The sequence below is a fragment of the Mesorhizobium sp. B2-4-7 genome (assembly GCF_006442685.1).
GTDB lineage: Bacteria > Pseudomonadota > Alphaproteobacteria > Rhizobiales > Rhizobiaceae > Mesorhizobium.
The window spans coordinates 82,779-103,802 of sequence record NZ_VFVH01000001.1 but is presented as its reverse complement, the minus strand read 5'-3'; the positions used below and the strand labels follow the sequence as shown (position 1 = coordinate 103,802).

Below are 21,024 nucleotides of genomic sequence, written 5' to 3'. Positions count from 1 at the left end.
GAAGCCTCCGAAGTGACTCGTTCGATTGAGAATCGCAGACAAAAGCCCGGCATCGCTGCCGGGCTTTTCGTATCTTGAAGCAAGTCGAGGTCGCTTCGATCAGTCTTCGTTGGCCTTGACGGTGACGCCGAGCGTCTTCGGCAGGTCGGTCGGATTGGACATGGCGCCCGCCATGATCAGTGCGAACGGCACCGACGCCGGCGGCTTAGCCGAGATTTCGAGGCTCTTCGGATCGTCGAGATATTTGCCGACCGCCGCCGTTACCTGCGCCGTCAGCTCGGGATTGTTGAGCTGCGCCATGCCGAACGGCACGATCGCCTTGGCCTGGTTGGCGATATCCTTGCCCGACATGCCTTGCTGCTTGCCGACATAGTCCAGCACCTTGCCCGTCAGCGAATCGTCGTCGAAACGGATCGAGGCGCTGTTGAAGGAAAGCTGCTGCAACAGGCCGAGCATGGCCATGCCTTGCGCCGAGTTGTCGGCCCCTTCGGGCTGCGCGGCCATCTTCTTCTGCATTTCCTGCAGCGACTTGATGAAGTCGAGCGTGTAGCCGCCGAGATCGAAGGTCATGCCGAGCGTGCCGGCATTCTCGACCGAAATGTTGTATTTCGACAGCTCCATCTTGCCGTCAGTGGGCTGCCAGGTGCCGGCCATCTCGAAATTGCCCGCAATGTTCTGGTAGCCGAGTGCGTTGATGACTTCCTTCGACTTGAGATCCTCGACCAGCGTCAGGTCGGCATTGAACTTCTCGGTGGTGCCGGTGAATTTCATCGCTTGGCCGTCGGCCGGCGGCGTGATTTCGATGGCAAGCCCGTCCATCGAGAAAGCGGTCTTGTCGGCGATCTTGACCCTCATGTTCGAGAGTTCGGCGGACTTGTACATCATCAGCGAGCCCAGCGGGCCGCTGGCGCCGCTGGCCGGAACCATCATGTCGTGGATGACGAGGGGGCTTAAATTGAGGGTGACGCCGTCCTTGCTATGTTCGAATGCCGAGGTCGACACGGTTGCGATATCATAGCCGCCATTGGCTTCGGTCACGCCTTCGAGTTTAACGTCGCCGATCGCAAGGGCCTCTTTTTCCGCGCCCGGTTTGATGGATACGCCCTGCAACACCATGCTGGCGTTGTCGCCGGTCACGCCGGTCCAGGAAATATCGACGCCCTGCGCGGCAAGCGCCGTCTTCAGCCGGTCGGCGACCGCGGTGTCCTGGGCGAGCGCCGCGTTCAGCGGCAATGTGAGCAAGAAGGTCGAAAAGAGGAATTTCCTGAGAGTCGAGCGTTTGATTGTCATCGCGAATGCCCCTGAGAGTGTCCTGAAAATTATTTTTCAATTTTTGGCGCCATCACCCTTCAGTGACGAACTGGACGGGAAAAAGGCGCATCCCGCCACAATGGTCAAAAATCGCGGCGAAAGGCAAACCCGATCCGAACACGCTGGAGACCGGGCCGCCGAGCGTCGTCGCGCTTCGCAATAGAGACGGCATGTAACAGATTGATGTTGGCTGGCGGGCTTGCCTCGCGGCTCGTGTTGCAGGGCAGGCCATGCTCCCGCTTTAGGACTTGCCCTCTTGCCGCGAATCACCCGCTCGGCTAGTTCCAGCCCATGGGAAAAAGGCTTTTGCCGCCTGACAATGGTGGCGGCGATCATATCGAACCGGTGGACCTGAAGAAGGCGCTGGAGGAGCGCTATCTTGCCTATGCGCTGTCGACCATCATGCACCGGGCGCTGCCCGATGTCCGCGACGGGCTGAAGCCGGTCCATCGCCGCATCATGCACGCCATGCGCCTGCTGCGCCTGAACCCCGACCAGGGCTTCGCCAAATGCGCCCGTATCGTCGGCGAGGTGATGGGCAAGTTCCACCCGCATGGCGACCAGTCGATCTACGATGCGCTGGTGCGGCTGGCGCAGGATTTCTCGATGCGCTACCCCTTGGTCGACGGCCAGGGCAATTTCGGCAACATTGACGGCGATAACGCCGCCGCCATGCGCTACACCGAAGCGCGCATGACCGATGTGGCGACCGAGCTGCTCGCGGGCATCACCGAGGATGCCGTCGACTACCGGCCGACCTACAATGAGGAGGACGAGGAGCCGGTGGTGCTCCCGGGCGCCTTCCCCAACCTGCTGGCCAATGGCTCGTCCGGCATCGCGGTCGGCATGGCGACATCGATCCCGCCGCACAACGCGGCGGAACTTTGCGACGCCGCCCTTCACCTGATCGAGCATCGGGACGCGCCGGTGGCCAAGCTGATGGATTTCGTCCAGGGCCCGGATTTCCCGACCGGCGGCATCATCGTCGACAGCCGAGCCTCCATCCTCGAAGCCTATGAAAGCGGCCGCGGCGGCTTTCGCGTGCGGGCAAAATGGAGCCAGGAAGACCAGGGCAGGGGCACCTGGAGCATCGTCGTCGCCGAAATCCCCTATGGCGTGCAGAAGGCGCGGCTGATCGAGAAGATCGCCGAGCTCCTGATGGCGCGCAAATTGCCGCTGCTCGAGGACATCAGGGACGAGAGCGCCGAGGACATCCGCGTCGTGCTGGTGCCCAAGAGCCGTTCCGTCGATCCCGGCATCCTGATGGAATCGCTGTTCAAGCTCACCGAGCTTGAAAGCCGTTTCCCGCTCAACATGAACGTGCTGTCGCGCGGCAAGGTGCCCAATGTCCTGTCGCTGAAGGGCGTGCTGCAGGAATGGCTCGAGCATCGCCGCGACGTGCTGATCCGCCGCTCGAAACATCGCCTCGGCGAGATCGAAAGACGGCTGGAGATCCTTGCCGGCTACCTGATCGCCTATCTCAATATCGACGAGGTGATCAAGATCATCCGCGAGGAGGATGAGCCCAAGCAGGTCATGATGGCCCGCTGGTCGCTCACCGACACCCAGGCCGAAGCCATTCTCAACATGCGCCTGCGCGCCCTGCGCAAGCTGGAAGAATTCGAGATCCGCAAGGAATTCGACGGCCTCACTGCCGAAAAGAAGCAGATCGAGGCGCTGCTTGCGTCCGAAGCCAAGCAATGGGGGACGATCAAGTGGGAGGTTGCGAGCCTGCGGGACAAATTCGGCCCCGAGACCGAGCTCGGTAAGCGCCGCACCCAGTTCGCCGATGCGCCCGAGCATGACCTGACCGACATCGCACATGCCATGATCGAGCGCGAGCCGGTCACCGTGGTGGTCTCGGAAAAGGGCTGGCTGCGTGCGATGAAGGGTCATCTGACCGATCATTCGCAGCTTGCGTTCAAGGAAGGCGACAGCCTGAAACTCGCCTTCCATGCGCAGACGACCGACAAGATCCTGGTGTTCACCACCGGCGGCAAATTTTACACCATCGGCGCCGATCGGCTGCCAGGCGGGCGCGGCCATGGCGAGCCGATCCGCATCATCGTCGACATGGACAATGACCAGGACATCGTCACCGCCTTCGTTCACGATCCGAAGCGCAAGCTGCTGCTGGTCTCGCATGACGCCAACGGTTTCATCGTGCCGGAGGAAGAGGTCGTCGCCAACACCCGCAAGGGCAAGCAGGTGATGAACGTCAAGGCGCCCGACGAAGCCAAGCGCTGCGTGCCGGTCGGCGGCGATCATCTGGCTATCGTCGGCGAGAACCGAAAGATGCTGGTGTTTCCGCTGTCCGACATTCCGGAAATGAGCCGCGGCAAGGGCGTGCGGCTGCAGAAATACAAGGATGGCGGGCTTCTCGATCTCAAGCCGTTTACGCTGGAGACCGGCCTTTCCTGGCAGGATTCGGCCGACCGCACCTTTACAAGGTCGCGCGAGGAATTGGCCGAATGGATCGGCGCCCGCGCGTCGGCTGGCCGCATGGTGCCGAAGGGTTTCCCGAGGACCGGGAAATTTGGGTAATCTCCCCCCTCGAGGGGGAGATGCCGCCGAAGGCGACAGAGGGGTCGGTTCGACTGGACGCAACCTCATTGCTTTGAACAAAGAATGCTAGCGCCTTACGCGCGGCTACCCCCTCTGGCCTGCCGGCCATCTCCCCCTCGAGGGGGGAGATCCGCAGCTTCACCATCACCTTTTGAACTATCGTCACGATTGCTGCACTATATCAGAGCATAAGCAGCGGGATGGCCGGGAGAGACGAGCGTTTGAAGGAAGCGAAGATCCAGAAACCGGGGCAGCGCCTGTTCGGCCTGTCGACGCCGCTCAGAGCCGCCGTCATCCCCCCGCTCTCGGCGGCGCGCTGGCTGCTGGTGCTGATCGTTGCCGCCGGCGTCTATTTCTTCCACGGCTTCCTGTTCCCGGTGCTGGCCGCGCTGGTCATCGCCTTCGCGAGCTGGCCGCTCTACCGGCGGCTTTTGGCCGGTGTCGGCGGCAACCGCACCATCGCCGCCACCTTCGCCATATTGTTCATCCTTGCCTTCCTGGTCATACCGATCGCGCTCGCGGGCACCTACGCCATCAACGAGGTGCGCGAATGGGTCGGCTGGGCGATCGAGACCAACCGGCACGGCGCCCCGACACCGCACTGGATCGCCACGCTGCCTATCGTAGGAGAATGGCTGAACCAGCAATGGACGACCAATCTCGGCCATCCCGGCGGCATCGGCGAACTGATCCAACTGGTCAGCGGCGCCAATATCGGCAGCATCTATCGCGGCGTCCTTGCCGCTGGCGGCAGCGCCTTCGGCCTGCTTTTGACGCTTTTGTTCATGATGATCGCGCTGTTCTTCGCCTATCGCGACGGCGAGCATTTCGCGGGCCAGGTCGATCGCCTGGGCGAGCGCATCCTGCCGACGAGGTGGGAGCGCATCTCGCGGGTCGTGCCGGCGACCATTTCCTCGACCGTGACCGGCATGACCGTCATCGCCATCGGCGAGGGATTGGTGCTCGGCATCGCCTACTGGCTGGCCGGCGTGCCGTCGCCCGTGACGCTTGGCGCGCTCACCGGGGTCATGGCGCTGATTCCCGGCGGGGCACCGCTGTCCTTCACGCTGGTTTCGATCTATCTCGCTGCCAGCGGCTCACCGGTGGCCGGCCTGGCTTTGTTCATCTGGGGGACGGTCGAACTGTTCATCGTCGACAAGACCTTGCGACCGAAGCTCGTCGGCGGGCCGATAAAACTGCCCTTCCTGCCGACCTTTTTCGGCCTGATCGGCGGCGTCAAGACGATGGGCTTTCTCGGCCTGTTCATCGGCCCGGTGCTGATGGCACTGCTGGTGGCGATCTGGCGCGAATGGCTGCGCGAGGTGGAAATGATGGACGAGATGCCTGCTTCCCCTGAACAGGAAGGCTCGCCGTCGCTGATCGAGATCGACGGCGAGGCGAAGAAGATTCAGGCCGGATGACGCACCGCAAGGGCGGCGCGGCGCCTGCGTCCGTCATGCAACTGCCACACCGAATGGACCACCAATGTGACGATCAGGATCGCGCCGCCGATCAGGCTGTTGCGTGACGGCGTTTCGGAAAAGATCAGCCATACCCACACCGGTGCCAGCACGGTCTCCAGAAGGTAGAACATCGCCACTTCCGGTCCGGAGATGTATTTGGGGCCGGCCGCCAGGCAGAAGAACGAAATCGGCATGATCACGGCGCCATTAAAGATGATCCACCAGGGCGCGCTCACATGGATGCCTTCACCTGACACCATGAAGGCCGCCAGCACGAGCGACGGAACCACCCCGACGAGCGCCGTGAAGCCCATGTCCTTGCCGCTGGCCCGCGAAATGGTGATGGCCACGGAAATGAAGAAGGCCGAACACAGCGCCATGAAATTGCCGAACAGGTGTCCGGTGCCGACAGATCCGCCGACGATTACCAGCACGCCGAGGATCATGACCAGCATCGCCGCGAGCGTCACCGCCCGCGGCTTTTCCTGGAGAAACAACCAGGACAAGAGCGCAGCGAACACCGTGTTGAAGGCCAGGATGAACACCAGGTCGGCGGTCGAGGTGTAGAAGACGGCGGTGACGAACGTGATCGAGGTCAGCCCGTAGCATATCGCGGCCGCCAGTCCCGACCAGCCTGGAATGAGCTGAGGCGCGTTTCGGCTGAGCGCCCGCCAGACAGCCCAGATGATCATTGCGGCGATGAAGGTGGCGGCCCCGCGCAAGAGCAGGATCGTCCATGCGCCGCCATCGGCGAGGCGGATCAGCGGAATGTCGAGGGTCAGCGTCAGGCCGCCAATGGCGGTTATCAGAAGGCCCTTCTGGTGGTCGCTGTGGGACGTCATTTGCAAACTTTCGTAATGAAATACAGATGGGACAGCCGATCGGCGCAATGACGCACTCTCCCGCCAAGCGGCTGAAAGACCAGCATCCCCTGCGTTGAAACAGTCAAACGTGGATCTTGGAAAAACTCAGCGTGAGACCGCTTCGTTGGTGTAGCGCTCCCAGCCCTTCGGGCCGAGATGCTCCTGCGGCATGAAGCGCATCTTATAATTCATCTTGCGCGAGCCGTTGACCCAGTATCCCAGGTAGACATGGGGCAGCCCCATCGCCCTGGCGCGAGCGATGTGATCGAGGATCATGAACGTGCCGAGAGACCGCTCCTCGAAGTCGGGATTGAAGTAGGAATACACCATCGACAGGCCGTCGGCCATCTTGTCGGTGAGCGCCACCGCGATCAGCTCGCCCTGTCCCTTGCCGGTGATGAAAGTATCGGGCCCGCGCCGGCGATATTCGATGACCTTGGTGTCGACATGGGTGTCCTCGACCATCATGGCGTAGTCCAGAACCGTCATGTCCGACATGCCGCCGCGGCGGTGGCGGGCATCGAGATAGCTGCGGAACAGCGAATATTGTTCGGTCGAGGGCTCGGCATTGTGCATGGCGCCGACGAGATCGGAATTGTGCTGCAGCACGCGCTTCATGTTGCGGCTGGCGACGAATTCCTGCGCCAGGATGCGCACGGAGACGCAGGCGCGGCAGGTTTCGCAGGCCGGCCTGTAGGCGATGTTCTGGGAGCGGCGGAACCCGCCTTGGGTCAGGAGATCATTCATCTCTGACGCCTTGTCGCCGACCAGATGCGTGAACACCTTGCGCTCGAACTGGCCGTCGAGATAGGGGCACGGCGACGGCGCGGTCAGGAAGAACTGCGGCGACTGGGTCGGGTGCTGCGTCATCGAGTCTCGGAAACACTCCTTCGAATCGCTCTACCTTTGGCGCGGAAAGCGAAAAATTCAACAGGATTGTGAAGGCGTGGCCATGCGGACGCCTTCACATTTGTGCCGACGCCGCGGCGATGCTTGCGAAAATGCGCCTCAGCGGCCGGTGCGGCTGACCACCGTGCCGAGCAGCAGGTCGTGCAGCGTGCGCTTGCGATCGGAAAACAGCGTCACCAGCAGCACCAGCGGCGACAGGATGACGTTGCCGGCCCAGAACAGCACCGAATGGACCACCGCCGTGAGCCCGTCGATCGGCCTGCCGTCGAGCCGATCGAGCCGGATGCCCATCATCTTCATGCCCGTGGTCGCCTGGTCGGCGCTGCCAAGCGTGTTCCAGATGTAGAGAATCGCGACGGCCGGGACCAGGACGCCAAACAGCATCCAGCCAAGGCCGAGGGTCAAAAGTCCGAGGAAGAACACCAGGATGGCGACCGGGATGGTGAGCAGCGCGACAATGACATAGTCGATCATGACCGCCAGGACACGCCGCGTGCGTACCCCTTCATAGGCCCTCACGTCGTCGAGCCTGGTATTGATGATTTCACCGTCGAGAACGCGAGCGTTCATGTCATTTCCTCGTAACAGGGGCCTGCTTAGCCTGCGCCCCACCTGCTGGGAAAATGGTAAAGGCTGATGGCGGAATCAAGATCGAGCCTTTCCCGGTGCGCAAGGCGGGCGAAGCGGCCGGTGGGCCGGTTGAATTCGCGCCTGACATGGCGTTAGCTTGTTGCGGCGCACCAAAAGTGCCAAGGGGCAGGGACGGGCAGGATGGATTACGACATGCTGGTCATTGGCAGCGGCCCTTCCGGCCGTCGTGCCGCTGTACAATCGGCCAAACTCGGCAAAACGGTACTGGTCGTCGACAGGGGGCGGCGCCTGGGCGGCGTTTCCGTGCACACCGGCACCATTCCGTCGAAGACGCTGCGCGAAACCGTGCTCAATCTCTCGGGCTGGCGTGAGCGCGGCTTCTATGGGCGCGGCTACCGGGTCAAACAGGACATCTCGGTCGGAGACCTGGTCGAGCGCCTGCACAAGACGCTCGACCACGAGGTCGAGGTGCTGCAGCACCAGTTCATGCGCAACACGGTCAAGAGCGCCCGCGCCGAGGTGAAATTTCTCGGGCCCAACAGGGTCAGCCTGACATCGGACAACGGCGATTACAGCGAGGTCGGCTTCGCCAATGCGCTGATCGCCGTCGGCACGAGGCCGCACCGGCCGGGCGACGTGCCGTTCGACAAGAGCCGCGTGTTCGACAGTGACGAAATGCTCGAGCTCGACCGCTTGCCGCGCACGCTGACGGTCATCGGCGCCGGGGTCATCGGGGTCGAATACGCGACGATCTTTTCGGCACTCGACGTGCCGGTGACGCTGGTCGAGCCGCGCAACACGATCCTCGATTTCGTCGACCGCGAGATCGTCGACGATTTCATCCACCAGATGCGCGACCGCGGCATGACCATCCGGCTGGGAAGCGCCGTGAAGGAGATTGCCTCCAGGCCCGACCATGCAGAGGTCACGCTGGCCGACGGGCGCACCATACGTTCCGAGATCGTGCTCTACGCCGCGGGCCGCACCGGCAATGTCGGTAGCCTCGGCCTCGATGCGGTCGGCATCGAGGCTGACTCCAGGGGACGCATCAAGGTCGATCCGCACACCTTCCAGACCAGCGTGCCCAACATTTACGCCGCCGGCGACGTGATCGGCTTTCCGAGCCTGGCCTCCACCTCGATGGAGCAGGGCCGGGTAGCCGCGTGCCATGCTTTCGGCGTGACATTGCCGCCGCCGCCGGAAACCTTTCCTTATGGCATTTACGCGGTGCCCGAGATCTCCACCGTCGGCCAATCCGAGGAACAGGTGCGCGAGAGCGGCGCCGCCTACGAGGTTGGCGTGGCCCGTTTCCGCGAGACCTCGCGGGGCCACATCATGGGCGTCAACACCGGCTTCCTGAAGCTTCTGTTCTCGATCGAGACACGCCGCTTGCTCGGCGCGCATATCGTCGGCGAGGGCGCCACCGAACTGATTCACATCGGCCAGGCGGTGATCAATCTGGGTGGCACGGTCGACTTCTTTGTCAACAATACATTCAACTATCCCACGCTGGCCGAGGCCTATAAGATCGCCGGGCTGGACGCCTGGAACAGGATGGGGCAGGGATAACCCTGTCGCCGGCCACTATTATCCTCACTCCGCCGCCTCCCGTTTGGCCGTGGGCGATCCGGTTGCGAGCAGCAGGGGCAGGCAGAGGACATAGAGCGTCGCGCCCGCGACCCACACCATGCCTGGGAAGACCATTCGAGTGCGAAAATAGAGCATGGCGATGACGAGTGGTCCGAGCACCGAGACCAGGCTCGTCATGCTGGTGAGCACACCTTGCAATCGCCCCTGGTGATCTGCCGCGACACGTGACGTCAGCAACGATTGCAGCGCCGGGGCTCCGATGCCGCCGAGACAGAAAAGCGGCAACAGCGCGAACGCCATCCAGCCTTGCCAGGCCAGCGCGATCGACACATAGGCCGTGCTGTCGGCAAGGATGGCGACCATGAGCGCTCGCCTTTCGCCCCAGCGCTCGGCGATCGGTCCGGCGACGAAACCCTGGGCTCCGGCATGGAAGAGGCCGAACAATGCCAGCGAGATGCCCACAGTGAAAAGGCTCCAGCGGAATTTGTCCTGCACGTAGAGAACCCAGACGGTGCCGCCGACTTCGCCGACAAGGCCGAGCACGGCAAAGGCGCCGAGCAGCGGCAGGAGGGCCGGAAAAGTCAGGGCCCAACGCAGCGGCGCCAGCGGGTTGAACGACAGCGGCTCGCCTGTGCCGCCGACCCGCTCCGGCTCCGGCAGCAGAAGGAAGGCCAGCACCAGATTGATGCCGGTGAACCCTGTCGCCGCCAGGAACGGCGCGCGCAGCCAGACATCGCCGAGCAGGCCGCCGAGCGCCGGACCGGCGATGAACCCGACGCCAAAAGCGGCGCTCAGATGGCCGAAGGCGCGGGCGCGCCGCTCTTCGCTGCTGATGTCGACCATATAGGCGGAGGCCACCGCCATGCTGGCGCCCGTTAGGCCGGCGATCAGTCGGCCGACGAACAGCAGCGGCAGCGACGGCGCGAAGGTCATGAACAGATAATCCAGCATCGACCCGGCAAGCGACAGAAGCAGCACCGGCCGGCGGCCGTAGCGGTCGGACAACGCGCCGAGCAGGGGCGAAAACAGCACCTGCATTGCGGCATAGGCGGCGAGGAACGCGCCGAAAATCCAGCCAATGTCCTCGACATGGCCAACCTCGCGCAACAGCCCCGGCAGCACCGGCATGATCAGCCCGATGCCGGCCGCGTCCAGCGCCATTGCCGTCAGCACGACGAGATAGGCCCTTTTCATCGAGATGCTTCTTTCCTAAGTTTATCGGTGATAAGGTAGCGTTTATCACCGATAAATTGGCTGGGCAAGCGAGGTGCATATGAAGCTGGACAAGGCGCTGATCGTGGCGCAGGCGCTCGAGCTGTTGAACGACGTCGGCATCGATGCGCTCTCGACCCGGCTGCTGGCGCAGCGGCTCAAGGTCCAGCAGCCGGCACTCTACTGGCATTTCAGGAACAAGCGCGCCCTGCTCGACGCAATGAACGAGGAGATCCTGCGGCGCGGCCATGGACATCAGGTACCGCTGCCGGGCGAGAGCTGGCAGGAATTCGTACGCAACAACGCCCGCAGCTTCCGCGGCGCCTTGATGGCCTATCGCGACGGTGCGCGCGTCCATGCCGGTACCGAGGCCGATCCGGGCGATCTCGAACATGTCGAACGGTTGCTCACTTTTCTGCGCGAGGCCGGCATGCCTTCCGTCATGGCCATGCGGTTGCTGATGATCGTCGGGCGCTACACGGTGGGCTGCGTCCTCGAGGAACAGGCAGAATATCCGGCCGGCCCGGGTCGAGGTGCAGCGCTCGATGCCAAGGCAAGCGGTTACCCGCTGCTCAGCCAGGCCCTGGCCGATTATCGTGCGGGCGGTCACGAGGCGCTGTTCGAAAGCGGCCTCGACTTGCTGATTGCCGGGGCGCAGGCCGGCATCGCTGAAGGAGGCTGAGCGCGGCGATCCGCGTCTTGCCCGTCAGGCGGCAGGAGCGGGCGGGGCAAGCCATTGCCGCACGATCGCGGCATCGGGGTCGCCGATTTCATGGCCCGAAGCGACGATACGCGCGTCGACCTCGGCGCCGCGCTGGCTGAGCAGCGTTACCAGGGCCGGCGCGAAGGGTCCGTAGGTCAGGTCGGCGGCGCCGGCGACAATCAGCGCCTTGATGCCGGTCAGATCGGTTGCCGGCGTCTCGTCCAGCACCGGCATCGGCCGCAGCAGTGCCGCCCGTCCGACAAGGCCGGGATGGAGCAGCATCAGGCTGGAAACCAGATTGGCGCCGTTGGAATAGCCGAGGAAAGCCGCGCGCTTCGGATCGATCCGGTGCCGCTTCATGGCCTCGGCCATGAAGCGTGCGAAAGCGGCCGTCTCGCGGCGGATGCTGGCCTGCTCGAAGCTGGTCGGCGTGATCCGCTCGAACCAGCGGAAGCCGTCGTCCTGGACGATGCGGCCACGCACGGCGACCAGGCAGGCATGCGGTGCGATCTGCCTCGCCAGCGGCACCAGGGTCGTCTCGTCGACACCTGATCCATGCAGCAGGAACAGGCATTCGTCGCTGGCCCCGCCGGATCCGAAGAAGCGATAGGGAAAGGCCAGATCCAGCCGCGGCAGGCTGTTTTCGACGCTTGTATCGCTCATGCCGTATCCTTTTGATTACATTTCGTTTCACTCAATTTGCCGGCTTCAAAACGCAATATTTTCATGCTCCGCGAAAGTTGATTGAACCGGGCGCATTTCAGTCCGTTTCTGCGCCGATATACTCCATCGCGGAGGAATCGAAGCGGTGCGCCGGGGGTCGCATTGCTGGGCATGAACAACCAGCTTTGAGGCCTTTTGTCGATGACCACCCCAGTTCCAACCGAGCGCGATACGCGTATCGATGTGCTGCGTGCGCTCGCGCTGCTGACGATCTTCGTCGACCATGTGCCGGGCACGGCTTTCGAGACCCTGACCTACAAGAATTTCGGCTTTTCGGATGCGGCCGAGGCTTTCGTGCTGATATCGGGCATTTCGGTCGCGCTCGCCTATGGTACGAAGTTCCGCCCGGGAGGCCGGCTGCTCGCGACGCTGAAAATGTGGCGGCGGGCAGGCGTGCTCTATATCGCCCATATCGTCACCACGATGGCGGTAATGGCATTGTTCTGTGCCGCGGCGGTGTTCGGCCGGCGGCCGGAACTGCTGAAGCTGATCAACATCGAACCGCTGATGAAGGACACGCCCGAGGTGCTGGTCGGCATCGTCACGCTCGGCCACCAACTCGGCTACAACAACATCCTGCCGGTCTACGCGGTGCTGCTTTTGCTGGCGCCGGCCTTCTTGCTGTTCATCAGCTACAGGCCGCTTGCAGCGCTGACCGTGTCCGGCCTGCTGTGGCTTGTAGCCGGCATCTGGCAGATCGCCCCGCCGAACTATCCCGAGCCCGGCCTCTGGTTCCTCAATCCGCTGTCCTGGCAGTTCCTGTTCAACATCGGCCTTGCCGCCATGCTGCATGTCAGGCGCGGCGGCGTCATTCCAGCCAACCGCTGGCTGATCGGTGCCGCCGCGGCCTATGTGCTGGCCGCGTTGGCATGGGTGCATAGTCCGCTTTGGGGCCAGGTGACCTGGTTCGACCTGCCGGTGGTGCTGACCGGCTTCGACAAGACATTCCTGTCGCTCCCGCGGCTGCTGCACATCCTGGCGGTCAGCTATCTGGTGGTGGCACTGCCTGCGGTCTCGAACCTGTTCCGCACCGGCCCCGACCATCCGCTGGCGATACTCGGCAAGCGTTCGCTGCCGGTGTTCATCGCCGGCACGCTGATCGCCATGGTTGCCCAGGTGATGAAGCTGATCAATCCCGGCGGCCTCGCTTATGACAGCCTGTTGCTCGCCGCCGGCATCGCCATGCAGTTCGCGCTCGCTTTCTATCTCGAATGGTTGTCGACCATCGGCGGTTCGGGGAAAGCCAGGACGACGCAAAAGGACGCCAAACCCGTCCAGGCGTCGTTCGGTATCTCGGCCGTGGCTAGAGCCAACCGCTGAGGTCGGCGAGCCGGTTCAGCGGCGCGGTGGAGCCGAGGAGGCGCGCACGATCAGTTCGACCGGCAGCAATTGCCGACTGACCTTGCCGTCGTTTTCCAGGATCGCCTTGACCGCAAGCCGGCCCATCTCGGCGATCGGCTGTGCGACGGTGGTCAGTGGCGGCTCGGATAGCGCTGCTTCGGGAACACCGTCGAAACCGATGACCGAAACATCATCGGGGACATTCAGCCCGCGCGCGCTCAGCCATTCAAGCGTTGCCAAGGCCATCCTGTCCGACATCGCCAGGATGGCCGTGGGTGGTTCGCCGGAAGCAAAGATCGTTTCCAGCCCCGCCTTTGTGGTGGCGGCATCGTTGGCGGTTTCGTAGACGGGCACTTTGGATGTATCGATGCCAACCCGCGAAAGCTCCCGGAAGTAGCCGGTGAGGCGATCGCGTGTCCCCGCATAGGCCGCGGCGCGAAGCTCCTCGGGCGAAATGATGCCTGTCCTGCCGTCGGCGAAAGGCAGCGCCAGCACGGCAAAGCGGCGATGCCCGAGTTCCGTCAGATGGCGCGCCGCCAGGCTGGCGCCGGCGATGTTGTCGACGCCGATCGCCGCGACGGATCCATCCTCCGAATCCAGGTCCAGCGCCACGAAGGGCAGTTTGCGCTCACGCGCCAATTCGACAAGGCGCGAGCCGCCTTCGATACAGAAGACGATGAAGCCGTCGACAAGGGCGCTCTGGATATTCCAGGCAAGCTGTTCGGTGTTGGCCGCCGAGACTAACGAGATACCGGCCCCGGTCGCATCGCAGGCCTGCGAGATACCGGCCATCATCACGCGCGCGAAGGGATCCTCGAAGAAATAGGAGAGGGGCTCCGCGGTGGCCACGCCGATGGCGTTGACCTTGCCGGCCCGCAGCAGGCGGCCCTTGGGATCGGGGCCGGCATAGCCCATCGCCTCGGCCGCCGCACGGACCCGTTCGCGGACTTCTTCGCGCACGATCTCGGGGCGGCTGAAAACGTTGGAGGCGGTGCCGTGCGAAACACCGGCTGCCTTGGCGATGTCGGCCAGCCGGACGGGTCGTCGATTGCCTGCGGTGAGTGACGCCATTTGCGCGTGCCTCCTGACATGCATTTAGCACGTTCCCGATTTGCATCTAGCACTTTCGTTGGATCGATTCAAATTTTGCTTGACCGGCGGCTTCCATAGGCCTATCTTTGAATCGATCCAACTAAGATCTGCCTGCTGGATTAAACCTAGATGGGAGGTGCGCCATGCATCCTGTTAACTATCTGTTCGAAGACATCTACCGCAACGACTGGAGCATCGGGTCGGCCGCCAAAAAGTCCAGCCGCCGCGGCGGAAGCCCGTGGATTCGCGATCTGCGCTTCCTGGTGGCGCGCAAGCGGAGCTGATTGGCGTGAAATTTTTTGCGTCGGCCGATTGGATCGATTCAATCTAAATCAAGAGGAGAAGAGCCATGCATCCCATGAAGCATCTGTTCGACGACATCTATCGCAATTATTGGGGCATCGGCCCGGCCGCGGAGCGGCCAGAGGCGCCGCGCCGCACGACGCTCTCGGCGCGCAACCGCGATCTTTGGATCCGGCTTGAACGTCGCCGGGATTGAAACCGGCCGCGCATCTCAGGGTCGCCGACGCACCACGGCGGAGACAGCTATGGTCAGCCAGCCTGCGATGAGCAGGGTGCCTCCGATCGGCGCCGACATCGGAAAAAGCCTCGATCCGAGGAAATCGCGGGCGAGAAGATCGCCCGTGAAAAGCACGAGCCCGACGAGCAGCACCAGGCTGGCTAACCGCAGCGGGCGATTCGCGTCGAGGAGACCGACGGCGAGAAACACCGGCGCATGCATCAGCAGGAAGGATGCCGCGGTTCCGGTGAAGGCGCCGCCGAGATGTGCGGCGGCCGCCGACAGCGCCACGCCGGCCGCGCCCACGATGCCGGCGGCGAGCACAAGCAGACGGCTGCCGGTCGTTTCGGCCAGGTTCATGTCGACGCTCCTTCGGTTGATTGGCTGGGCAGCTTGTCAGGGCTTGCTCGCTTCCATCAACATATGCCGCGTCCGCCGCGCCTGGACAATCCAGTTGTAGACCGCGCCGAGCGCCATCAGCACCGACGTGCCGAGAAACACCGCCCGCATGCCGAAATGGCCGCCGACGAAACCGCCGGCAAGCGGTCCGGCGACCTGGCCGACATATTGGGCCGAGATCGAAAGGCCGAGCACGTTGCCGCCGACGCCGTCGGGAATGTTGTGGCGGATGACGCTGGTGATGCAAGGCAGCAAACCGCCGAGCGCCAGGCCCATCAGGAACCGCAGCCCGATCAGTTGCCAGCCGTCGGTGACGAAGGCCTGCGGAATGAGCAGCAGCGCCGACACGGCCAGCGCGCCGACGACGACGTTCCAGTGACCGACGCGGTCGGCGAGCCTGCCAAGCCATGACGCCGACAGGATTGCGCCAAGGGCGGCCGCCGACATCACCACGCCGGCAACGAGCGTCACCCGGCTCTGGTCCTCGATCAGCTGCTGCACATAAACGGTGATGATCGGCTCGATCGACATGGTGGCGAAGGCCAGCAGCATGCCGGTCGTCAGCATGGCCACGACCGGACGCTTGTCGGCAATTTGCGACCAGCCGCTCTTCGGCTTTGCCGCCGTCGCGGCTTTGCTTGCTTGCGGGCGCTGGTTCTCCTTGATCAGGAATGTCGTCGCCAGGAAGGCAAGGAAGATGACGCCGCCGGACAACAGAAAGGTCGCGCGGATGCCGATTACCGGCGGCAGCGCGCCGCCGAGCAAGGGGCCGACCAGCGAACCTGCCGTGATGCCAGCGGACAAGACACCGAGCGCCCAGCCGGAGCGGTCCTTCGGCGTCTGCATGGCCACCAATATGGTCGAGCCGGAGGAATAGCCGCCGGCAAAGCCGATCAGCAGGCGCAGCAGCACCAATTGCCAGACCGTCTCGACCATTCCGGTCAGCGACATGCAGATCGCCATGCCGAAGGAGGCGCGCACCAGCATCAGCTTGCGGCCGTAGCGGTCGCCGAGCCGTCCCCATAACGGCGCAACGAGCGCCGCCGCGAAGAAGGTCGCCCCATAGGCGATGCCCGACCATTGCACGATCGCCGCATGGCCCTCGACGCCCAGTTGCTCGACATAGAGGGGCAGGAACGGCAAGAGCAGGGTCATGGCGATGAGCGTGCTGAACGAACCCGCGAAGCAGACGGCGAGATTGCGCCGCCAGTGGATATTGTAGCCGCCCTGTTCCGTACCGTTCTGCGTCATGCCGTGCCTGCGTGTGCCAGGGATTGTTGTGGATACCATTTTGGGATACCAAGTCGGTATCCGTCATGGACCCACAGCCCGACCGCTGTCAATGCGGGCACGTGAAAAGGCAACAACGATGTCGCAGATGCACAACGTCGAACGGCAGCTCCGCGAGATGATCCTTGGACTTGAGATCGGCCCGGGTGAGAAACTCACCGAGCGCTGGATCGAAAGCCGCTTCGGCGCCTCGCGCACGCCGGTCAGGGCTGCGCTGCTGCGGCTCGAAACCGAAGGGCTGGTCGGCAGGGACGGGCGCGGCTGGACGGTCTCGCCCATCAACCTGGCCGAACTCGAGCAGATCGCGGTCTACCGCGAAGCGGTCGAGGTCGCGGCCTTGCGGCTGACATGCGGGCTTGCCGACAGAAGTGCCGTCGATGTCATCGAGGCTATGCTCGTCTCCTGCGACGACGACACTCCGCGCGAGGAATGGCATCGCGTCGGCATGGATTTCCACATCGAGCTGGCGCGACTGTCCGGCAATGAATTCCTGTTTCGGGCCGTCCGCGACGCGATGACCAGGCTTTCGCGCGCCCGTTGGCTGGAGGTACGCGATGGAGCGGCCCTTGGCCGCGCCTGGGCCGAACATCACGCCGTCCTGGCCGCCGTGCGGAGCGGCGATGCACAGGAAGCCGCGCGCTTGCTCTCGGAGCATATCGTGGGCAGTCGCGACCGTCTGTTGACGTCGCTGGCCAATGATCGCCGCGGCCTTCGCGCCAGGGGATTTGCCGTCGTGGCGGCATAATGCGGCCTGCAGGGCAGGCCACTCGCCGCCGAAAAAAGGACCACCGGCCCCGAGCCCCACTTTCGGCCTCGCTTCGCGGACGCCGATGGCGTAGGACCGGGCGATGGAAAACAACCGATTTGAAGTACCCGTGACCGTCAAATCAGTCACGGCGGGAAGTACACAGCTCTTACGCTCGGCCCGCGAGGCTTCCGACTATCTCATGAACAGCTGGCCCGGCAAGCGCACTCCCAAGCATCGCGCGGCGCTGCAGGCCTGCCACGATGCGCTGGCCGGCGACAAGCCGGCCATGAACGCAAGGCGCGCCTTTATCGCGGCGGCGCGTGAAGTGGACGTCTTCGTCAGCGACAAGGCGCCGGCCTGATCCAGGCCGGATCGCCGCCGCGCGCCGTCACTCCTCTGTTTCAGTCTCGGCGTCAGTCTCGGGTTTCTGACGCTCCCGCGCCGCAGCCTTGGCCGCCAGCTTTTCGGCCTTCTTGGCCGCCTTCTGGCGATCGCGTTCCTTGCGTTCCTGATCGTAATTTGGTGCTCGTGCCATAGCGGCTCCTTTTTTGCTGTTCTTGTGGGCTGACTACGCGTCGTTCGCCTTCCGACGTCTCGGAGCCGGCACCAGGGTTCCTATAAGCTGCTTCGGTCGATCACAAGGTCGGCGGCGCCGAAACGCTCCTTTGCCGTCAGCTGCTGATGCCAATAGGGATAGAGCAGGGGCGGGCGGCTGACCGCGTCGAGGCGATCACGTTCCTCGCCGGCCAGCGTCAGGCTGGCCGCCGCGATATTGTCCCTGAACTGGGCCTCGTTGCGCCCGCCGATCACAAGCGAGCTGATAGCCGGCCGGCCAAGCAGCCAGGCAAGCGCCACCTGTGCGGCGGACACACCGCGGGCCTTACCGATTTCGACCAGCACATCGACGATCCGCCACAGCCGGTCCTCGTCGCGGATCGGCGGTTCGGACCAGCCGGCGACCTGGCGCGCGGTCGGGTTGTCACGGTGATACTTGCCCGACAGCAGGCCGCCCGCCAGCGGGCTCCACACCAGCACGCCCAATCCCTGGTCGACCGAGATCGGCAGCAGCTCGTATTCGGCTTCGCGTGCTTCGAGCGTGTAGTGGATCTGCTGGGTGACGAAACGCGGCTGATGGCGGCTGTCGCTGATGGACAGCGCCTTCATCACCTGCCAGCCGGAATAGTTGGAGCAGCCGACATAGCGGATCTTGCCCTGGCCGACCAGCGTGTCGAGCGCGGCGATGGTCTCTTCGAGTGGCGTCACGCCGTCCCATTCGTGCAGGAAATAGATGTCGATGACGTCGGTCTTGAGCCGCTTCAGGCTCTTCTCGCATTCGCGGATCAAATGATGGCGCGACAGGCCTTCGTCATTGGGACCGTCGCCGATGCGCATGCGCGCCTTCGAGGCGATCAGCACGTCGTTCCTGCGCTTGCCGCCGAGTGCCTCGCCGATGATCTCCTCCGACAGGCCGTCCGAATAGACATTGGCCGTGTCGATGAGATTGATGCCGGCATCGATGCACAGATCGATCATGCGCTTCGCCTCGGCGAGATCGCTGTTGCCCACAGCCGCGAACGGGCCGGCGCCGCCAAAGGTCATGGTGCCCATCGTCAGCGCCGAAACCTTCAGGCCGGAACGGCCGAGAGTGCGGTATTCCATGTCAGTCCTCGCGATTGAGAAGAATGGCCCGATCAGGTTGCTGGATTTGTAGGACAATCCGTGCGGCTTGTCGCCCTCCGGCCCCAGCACACCGATGAGCGGCCGTGGCGTGCCCCTGCAATAAAACCGTCATTGCCGGCCTATACTCAGTCGATCAGGGCGTTGCGCGCCGCCGTCAGGACGCGACCCAGTGCGCCCGGTCGTTGCCGGAGGCGGCAGCTTGCAGATGGAGGAACACCAGATGAATGAATCCATACCCAAGTCCGGCGCCCGGGACTGGCTGGAAGCCGAACTCGCCGACACGCTCGACGAGGACTATGAACTGGAGATGTCGGAACCGGCGCTGTCGCTGGAGATCGCCAGGATCTACAAGAACGCGCATCCGCCTTCTATCGACCGCATGCAGTATTTTCGCGACCTGATCGGGCTGCAATCCGAGCTGATCAAGCTGCAATCCTGGGTCGCCTACCACAAGAAGAAGCTTGTGGTGATCTTCGAAGGCCGCGATTCGGCTGGCAAGGGCGGCGTCATCAAGCGCATCACCCAGCGGCTCAACCCGCGCATCTGCCGCGTCGTGGCGCTTCCGGCACCGACCGAGCGAGAGACGTCGCAATGGTATTTCCAGCGTTATGTGCCGCACCTGCCGGCCGGCGGCGAGATCGTTCTGTTCGACCGCTCCTGGTACAACCGCTCCGGCGTCGAGCGGGTGATGGGTTTCGCTCGGCCCGATCAGGTGGAGGAATTCTTCCGTGACGTGCCGGAGTTCGAGCGCATGCTGGTCCGTTCGGGCATCACGCTGGTCAAATACTGGTTCTCGATCACCGACGAGGAACAACAGATGCGCTTCCTGATGCGCATCCACGATCCGATGAAGCAGTGGAAGCTGTCGCCGATGGACCTGCAGTCGCGGGTGCGCTGGGAACAGTACACCAAGGCCAAGGAAGAGACCTTCGCCCGTACCAACATTCCGGAGGCGCCCTGGTTCATCGTCGAGGGCAACGACAAGAAGCGCGCCCGGCTGAACTGCATCGACCACCTCTTGCAGCAGGTTCCCTATGAAGAGGTGCCGCACGAGGAGATCACGCTGCCCGAGCGGGTCTTCAATCCCGAATACGAGCGCCAGGTGCTGCCGCGCGAGCTCTACGTGCCCGAGAAGTATTGAACGAGAGTTTGTCCTTCTCCCCGTATAGTGACGGGGAGAAAGGATCTGCACCAAGGGTTGCCAATTCCCACTGTCGCAGACAACTAATTCCTAAGTCCGCTTGATGACGACATGCGTGGCAAGCGGCGTCGCTACTTGTTCGCTGCACGCGTAGCCGAGCTTCGGCATATCAATCCCGGCGAAGAGGTGCTCGCCGGAGCCGAGCAGCACCGGCGAGATCGCCAGATGCATCTCGTCGATGAGCCTCTCCTGGAGGTACTGCCGGATGGTGGCGACGCCGCCGCCGACCCGCACATCGCTGCCATTGGCCGCTGCCCTTGCCTGCTCGAGCGCCGAATGGATGCCATCCGTAATGAAGTAAAAGGTCGTGCCGCCCTCCATGACGATCGGCTCGCGCGCATGGTGGGTCAGCACGAAGACCGGCACATGATAGGGCGGGCTGTCGCCCCACCAGCCCTTCCAGTTTTCGTCAGGCCATTCGCCGCGGATCGGCCCGAACATGTTGCGGCCGAGGATCCAGGCGCCGACATTCTCGAAGCTGCGCGCCGCGAACGCCTCGTTGGTATCGGTTGTGCCGCCGTCGTCTCCGAGCACCATCTTGCGGAAGGTGCGGGTACCGATCATCCATTTGTGCAGGGCTTCCCCGCCGACCCCGAGCGGGTTTTTCAAATCCTGGTCGGGACCGGCGCCGTAACCGTCGAGCGACAAGGTGAATGCGTTGACGCGAAGTCTGGACATGGAAAGCCTCCTCAGACCAGTTGTATTTTGCAAGCAGTTACTTTCTAGCAAACCGATTGCAAATTGCAAGTAGTATTTTCAGCGATCGAGAAGATGCATATCCGTACTTCGCCCATGCGATGTCCAGAGTGAAAGTGGCGGCTGC

General features: G+C 63.4%; 22 protein-coding genes. 10 read left to right on the top strand and 12 right to left on the bottom strand.

The features are described 5' to 3' along the window. Positions 1-99: 99 nt before the first annotated feature. Positions 100-1,290 (bottom strand): hypothetical protein, encoded by a 1,191-nt coding sequence (locus FJ946_RS00545; protein WP_140565173.1) that lies wholly within the window; start codon positions 1,288-1,290, stop codon positions 100-102. 312 nt (positions 1,291-1,602) lie between these two features. On the opposite strand from FJ946_RS00545, the gene parC reads away from it, so the two are divergent. Both parC and FJ946_RS00535 read left to right on the top strand, forming a co-directional pair. Next, positions 1,603-3,855, top strand: coding sequence for a DNA topoisomerase IV subunit A (gene parC, locus FJ946_RS00540; RefSeq protein ID WP_140515655.1), 2,253 nt, complete (start codon positions 1,603-1,605; stop codon positions 3,853-3,855). Positions 3,856-4,097: 242 nt separating this feature from the next. Continuing rightward, positions 4,098-5,297: an AI-2E family transporter gene (locus FJ946_RS00535; RefSeq protein ID WP_140515657.1), complete on the top strand. Its 1,200-nt coding sequence runs from the start codon at positions 4,098-4,100 to the stop codon at positions 5,295-5,297. Here FJ946_RS00535 and FJ946_RS00530 read toward each other — a convergent pair. The 3 genes from FJ946_RS00530 to FJ946_RS00520 all read right to left on the bottom strand — a co-directional run bounded on the left by FJ946_RS00530 (position 5,285) and on the right by FJ946_RS00520 (position 7,681). Continuing rightward, a complete protein-coding gene (locus FJ946_RS00530) occupies positions 5,285-6,181 on the bottom strand; it encodes a DMT family transporter (RefSeq protein ID WP_140565175.1) in 897 nt (298 codons plus the stop codon). The genes FJ946_RS00535 and FJ946_RS00530 overlap by 13 nt on opposite strands. A 126-nt stretch (positions 6,182-6,307) precedes the next feature. Next, positions 6,308-7,072 (bottom strand): arginyltransferase, encoded by a 765-nt coding sequence (locus tag FJ946_RS00525; protein WP_140494092.1) that lies wholly within the window; start codon positions 7,070-7,072, stop codon positions 6,308-6,310. Between the two features lie 138 nt (positions 7,073-7,210). After that, positions 7,211-7,681 (bottom strand): RDD family protein, encoded by a 471-nt coding sequence (locus FJ946_RS00520; RefSeq protein ID WP_140494090.1) that lies wholly within the window; start codon positions 7,679-7,681, stop codon positions 7,211-7,213. A 201-nt stretch (positions 7,682-7,882) separates the two neighbouring features. Between FJ946_RS00520 and sthA the strand changes: the two genes are divergently transcribed. Then, a complete protein-coding gene (gene sthA, locus FJ946_RS00515) occupies positions 7,883-9,271 on the top strand; it encodes a Si-specific NAD(P)(+) transhydrogenase (RefSeq protein WP_140565176.1) in 1,389 nt (462 codons plus the stop codon). A gap of 24 nt (positions 9,272-9,295) precedes the next feature. Here the strand turns inward: sthA and FJ946_RS00510 are convergent, their stop codons facing one another. Beyond that, positions 9,296-10,486 (bottom strand): TCR/Tet family MFS transporter, encoded by a 1,191-nt coding sequence (locus FJ946_RS00510; protein ID WP_140494086.1) that lies wholly within the window; start codon positions 10,484-10,486, stop codon positions 9,296-9,298. A 79-nt stretch (positions 10,487-10,565) separates the two neighbouring features. On the opposite strand from FJ946_RS00510, the gene FJ946_RS00505 reads away from it, so the two are divergent. Beyond that, positions 10,566-11,186 carry a TetR/AcrR family transcriptional regulator C-terminal domain-containing protein gene (locus tag FJ946_RS00505; protein ID WP_140494084.1) on the top strand — a complete coding sequence of 207 codons (621 nt, stop codon included), beginning with the start codon at positions 10,566-10,568 and terminating at the stop codon, positions 11,184-11,186. Between the two features lie 24 nt (positions 11,187-11,210). Here FJ946_RS00505 and FJ946_RS00500 read toward each other — a convergent pair whose 3' ends face one another. Next, positions 11,211-11,870 (bottom strand): alpha/beta hydrolase, encoded by a 660-nt coding sequence (locus tag FJ946_RS00500; protein ID WP_140515667.1) that lies wholly within the window; start codon positions 11,868-11,870, stop codon positions 11,211-11,213. A 201-nt stretch (positions 11,871-12,071) separates the two neighbouring features. Here FJ946_RS00500 and FJ946_RS00495 point away from each other — a divergent pair, with 201 nt between their 5' ends. After that, positions 12,072-13,250 carry an OpgC family protein gene (locus tag FJ946_RS00495; protein WP_140565177.1) on the top strand — a complete coding sequence of 393 codons (1,179 nt, stop codon included), beginning with the start codon at positions 12,072-12,074 and terminating at the stop codon, positions 13,248-13,250. Positions 13,251-13,265: 15 nt separating this feature from the next. Here FJ946_RS00495 and FJ946_RS00490 read toward each other — a convergent pair whose 3' ends face one another. Next, positions 13,266-14,342 (bottom strand): substrate-binding domain-containing protein, encoded by a 1,077-nt coding sequence (locus tag FJ946_RS00490; protein ID WP_140560566.1) that lies wholly within the window; start codon positions 14,340-14,342, stop codon positions 13,266-13,268. A gap of 164 nt (positions 14,343-14,506) precedes the next feature. On the opposite strand from FJ946_RS00490, the gene FJ946_RS30635 reads away from it, so the two are divergent. Together FJ946_RS30635 and FJ946_RS30630 are read left to right on the top strand one after the other, a co-directional pair. After that, positions 14,507-14,647 carry a hypothetical protein gene (locus tag FJ946_RS30635; protein ID WP_181167564.1) on the top strand — a complete coding sequence of 47 codons (141 nt, stop codon included), beginning with the start codon at positions 14,507-14,509 and terminating at the stop codon, positions 14,645-14,647. A gap of 65 nt (positions 14,648-14,712) precedes the next feature. Beyond that, positions 14,713-14,862, top strand: a complete 150-nt coding sequence (locus tag FJ946_RS30630) for a hypothetical protein (RefSeq protein WP_181167565.1) — start codon at positions 14,713-14,715, stop codon at positions 14,860-14,862. 15 nt (positions 14,863-14,877) lie between these two features. Here the strand turns inward: FJ946_RS30630 and FJ946_RS00485 are convergent, their stop codons facing one another. Together FJ946_RS00485 and FJ946_RS00480 are read right to left on the bottom strand one after the other, a co-directional pair. After that, the gene (locus FJ946_RS00485; RefSeq protein ID WP_140565179.1) at positions 14,878-15,243 is read right to left on the bottom strand and encodes a DUF423 domain-containing protein; all 366 of its coding nucleotides are present in this window, start codon (positions 15,241-15,243) and stop codon (positions 14,878-14,880) included. A gap of 36 nt (positions 15,244-15,279) precedes the next feature. After that, a complete protein-coding gene (locus FJ946_RS00480) occupies positions 15,280-16,533 on the bottom strand; it encodes a multidrug efflux MFS transporter (RefSeq protein ID WP_140565180.1) in 1,254 nt (417 codons plus the stop codon). Positions 16,534-16,651: 118 nt separating this feature from the next. Here FJ946_RS00480 and FJ946_RS00475 point away from each other — a divergent pair, with 118 nt between their 5' ends. Further along, positions 16,652-17,317, top strand: a complete 666-nt coding sequence (locus FJ946_RS00475; protein ID WP_140547575.1) for a GntR family transcriptional regulator — start codon at positions 16,652-16,654, stop codon at positions 17,315-17,317. A 130-nt stretch (positions 17,318-17,447) separates the two neighbouring features. Next, entirely contained in the window at positions 17,448-17,681 is a 234-nt protein-coding gene (locus FJ946_RS00470) for a DUF982 domain-containing protein (RefSeq protein ID WP_246670991.1), read from the top strand. 27 nt (positions 17,682-17,708) lie between these two features. Here FJ946_RS00470 and FJ946_RS00465 read toward each other — a convergent pair whose 3' ends face one another. Both FJ946_RS00465 and FJ946_RS00460 read right to left on the bottom strand, forming a co-directional pair. Continuing rightward, positions 17,709-17,855, bottom strand: a complete 147-nt coding sequence (locus FJ946_RS00465; RefSeq protein ID WP_140560567.1) for a hypothetical protein — start codon at positions 17,853-17,855, stop codon at positions 17,709-17,711. 80 nt (positions 17,856-17,935) lie between these two features. After that, positions 17,936-18,979 carry an aldo/keto reductase gene (locus FJ946_RS00460; RefSeq protein ID WP_140565182.1) on the bottom strand — a complete coding sequence of 348 codons (1,044 nt, stop codon included), beginning with the start codon at positions 18,977-18,979 and terminating at the stop codon, positions 17,936-17,938. A 241-nt stretch (positions 18,980-19,220) separates the two neighbouring features. Between FJ946_RS00460 and ppk2 the strand changes: the two genes are divergently transcribed. Further along, positions 19,221-20,141: a polyphosphate kinase 2 gene (ppk2, locus tag FJ946_RS00455; RefSeq protein ID WP_140565186.1), complete on the top strand. Its 921-nt coding sequence runs from the start codon at positions 19,221-19,223 to the stop codon at positions 20,139-20,141. 90 nt (positions 20,142-20,231) lie between these two features. Here the strand turns inward: ppk2 and FJ946_RS00450 are convergent, their stop codons facing one another. Beyond that, complete coding sequence (locus FJ946_RS00450; protein ID WP_140557014.1) at positions 20,232-20,879, bottom strand: dihydrofolate reductase family protein; 648 nt, start codon at positions 20,877-20,879, stop codon at positions 20,232-20,234. Positions 20,880-21,024: the final 145 nt, after the last annotated feature.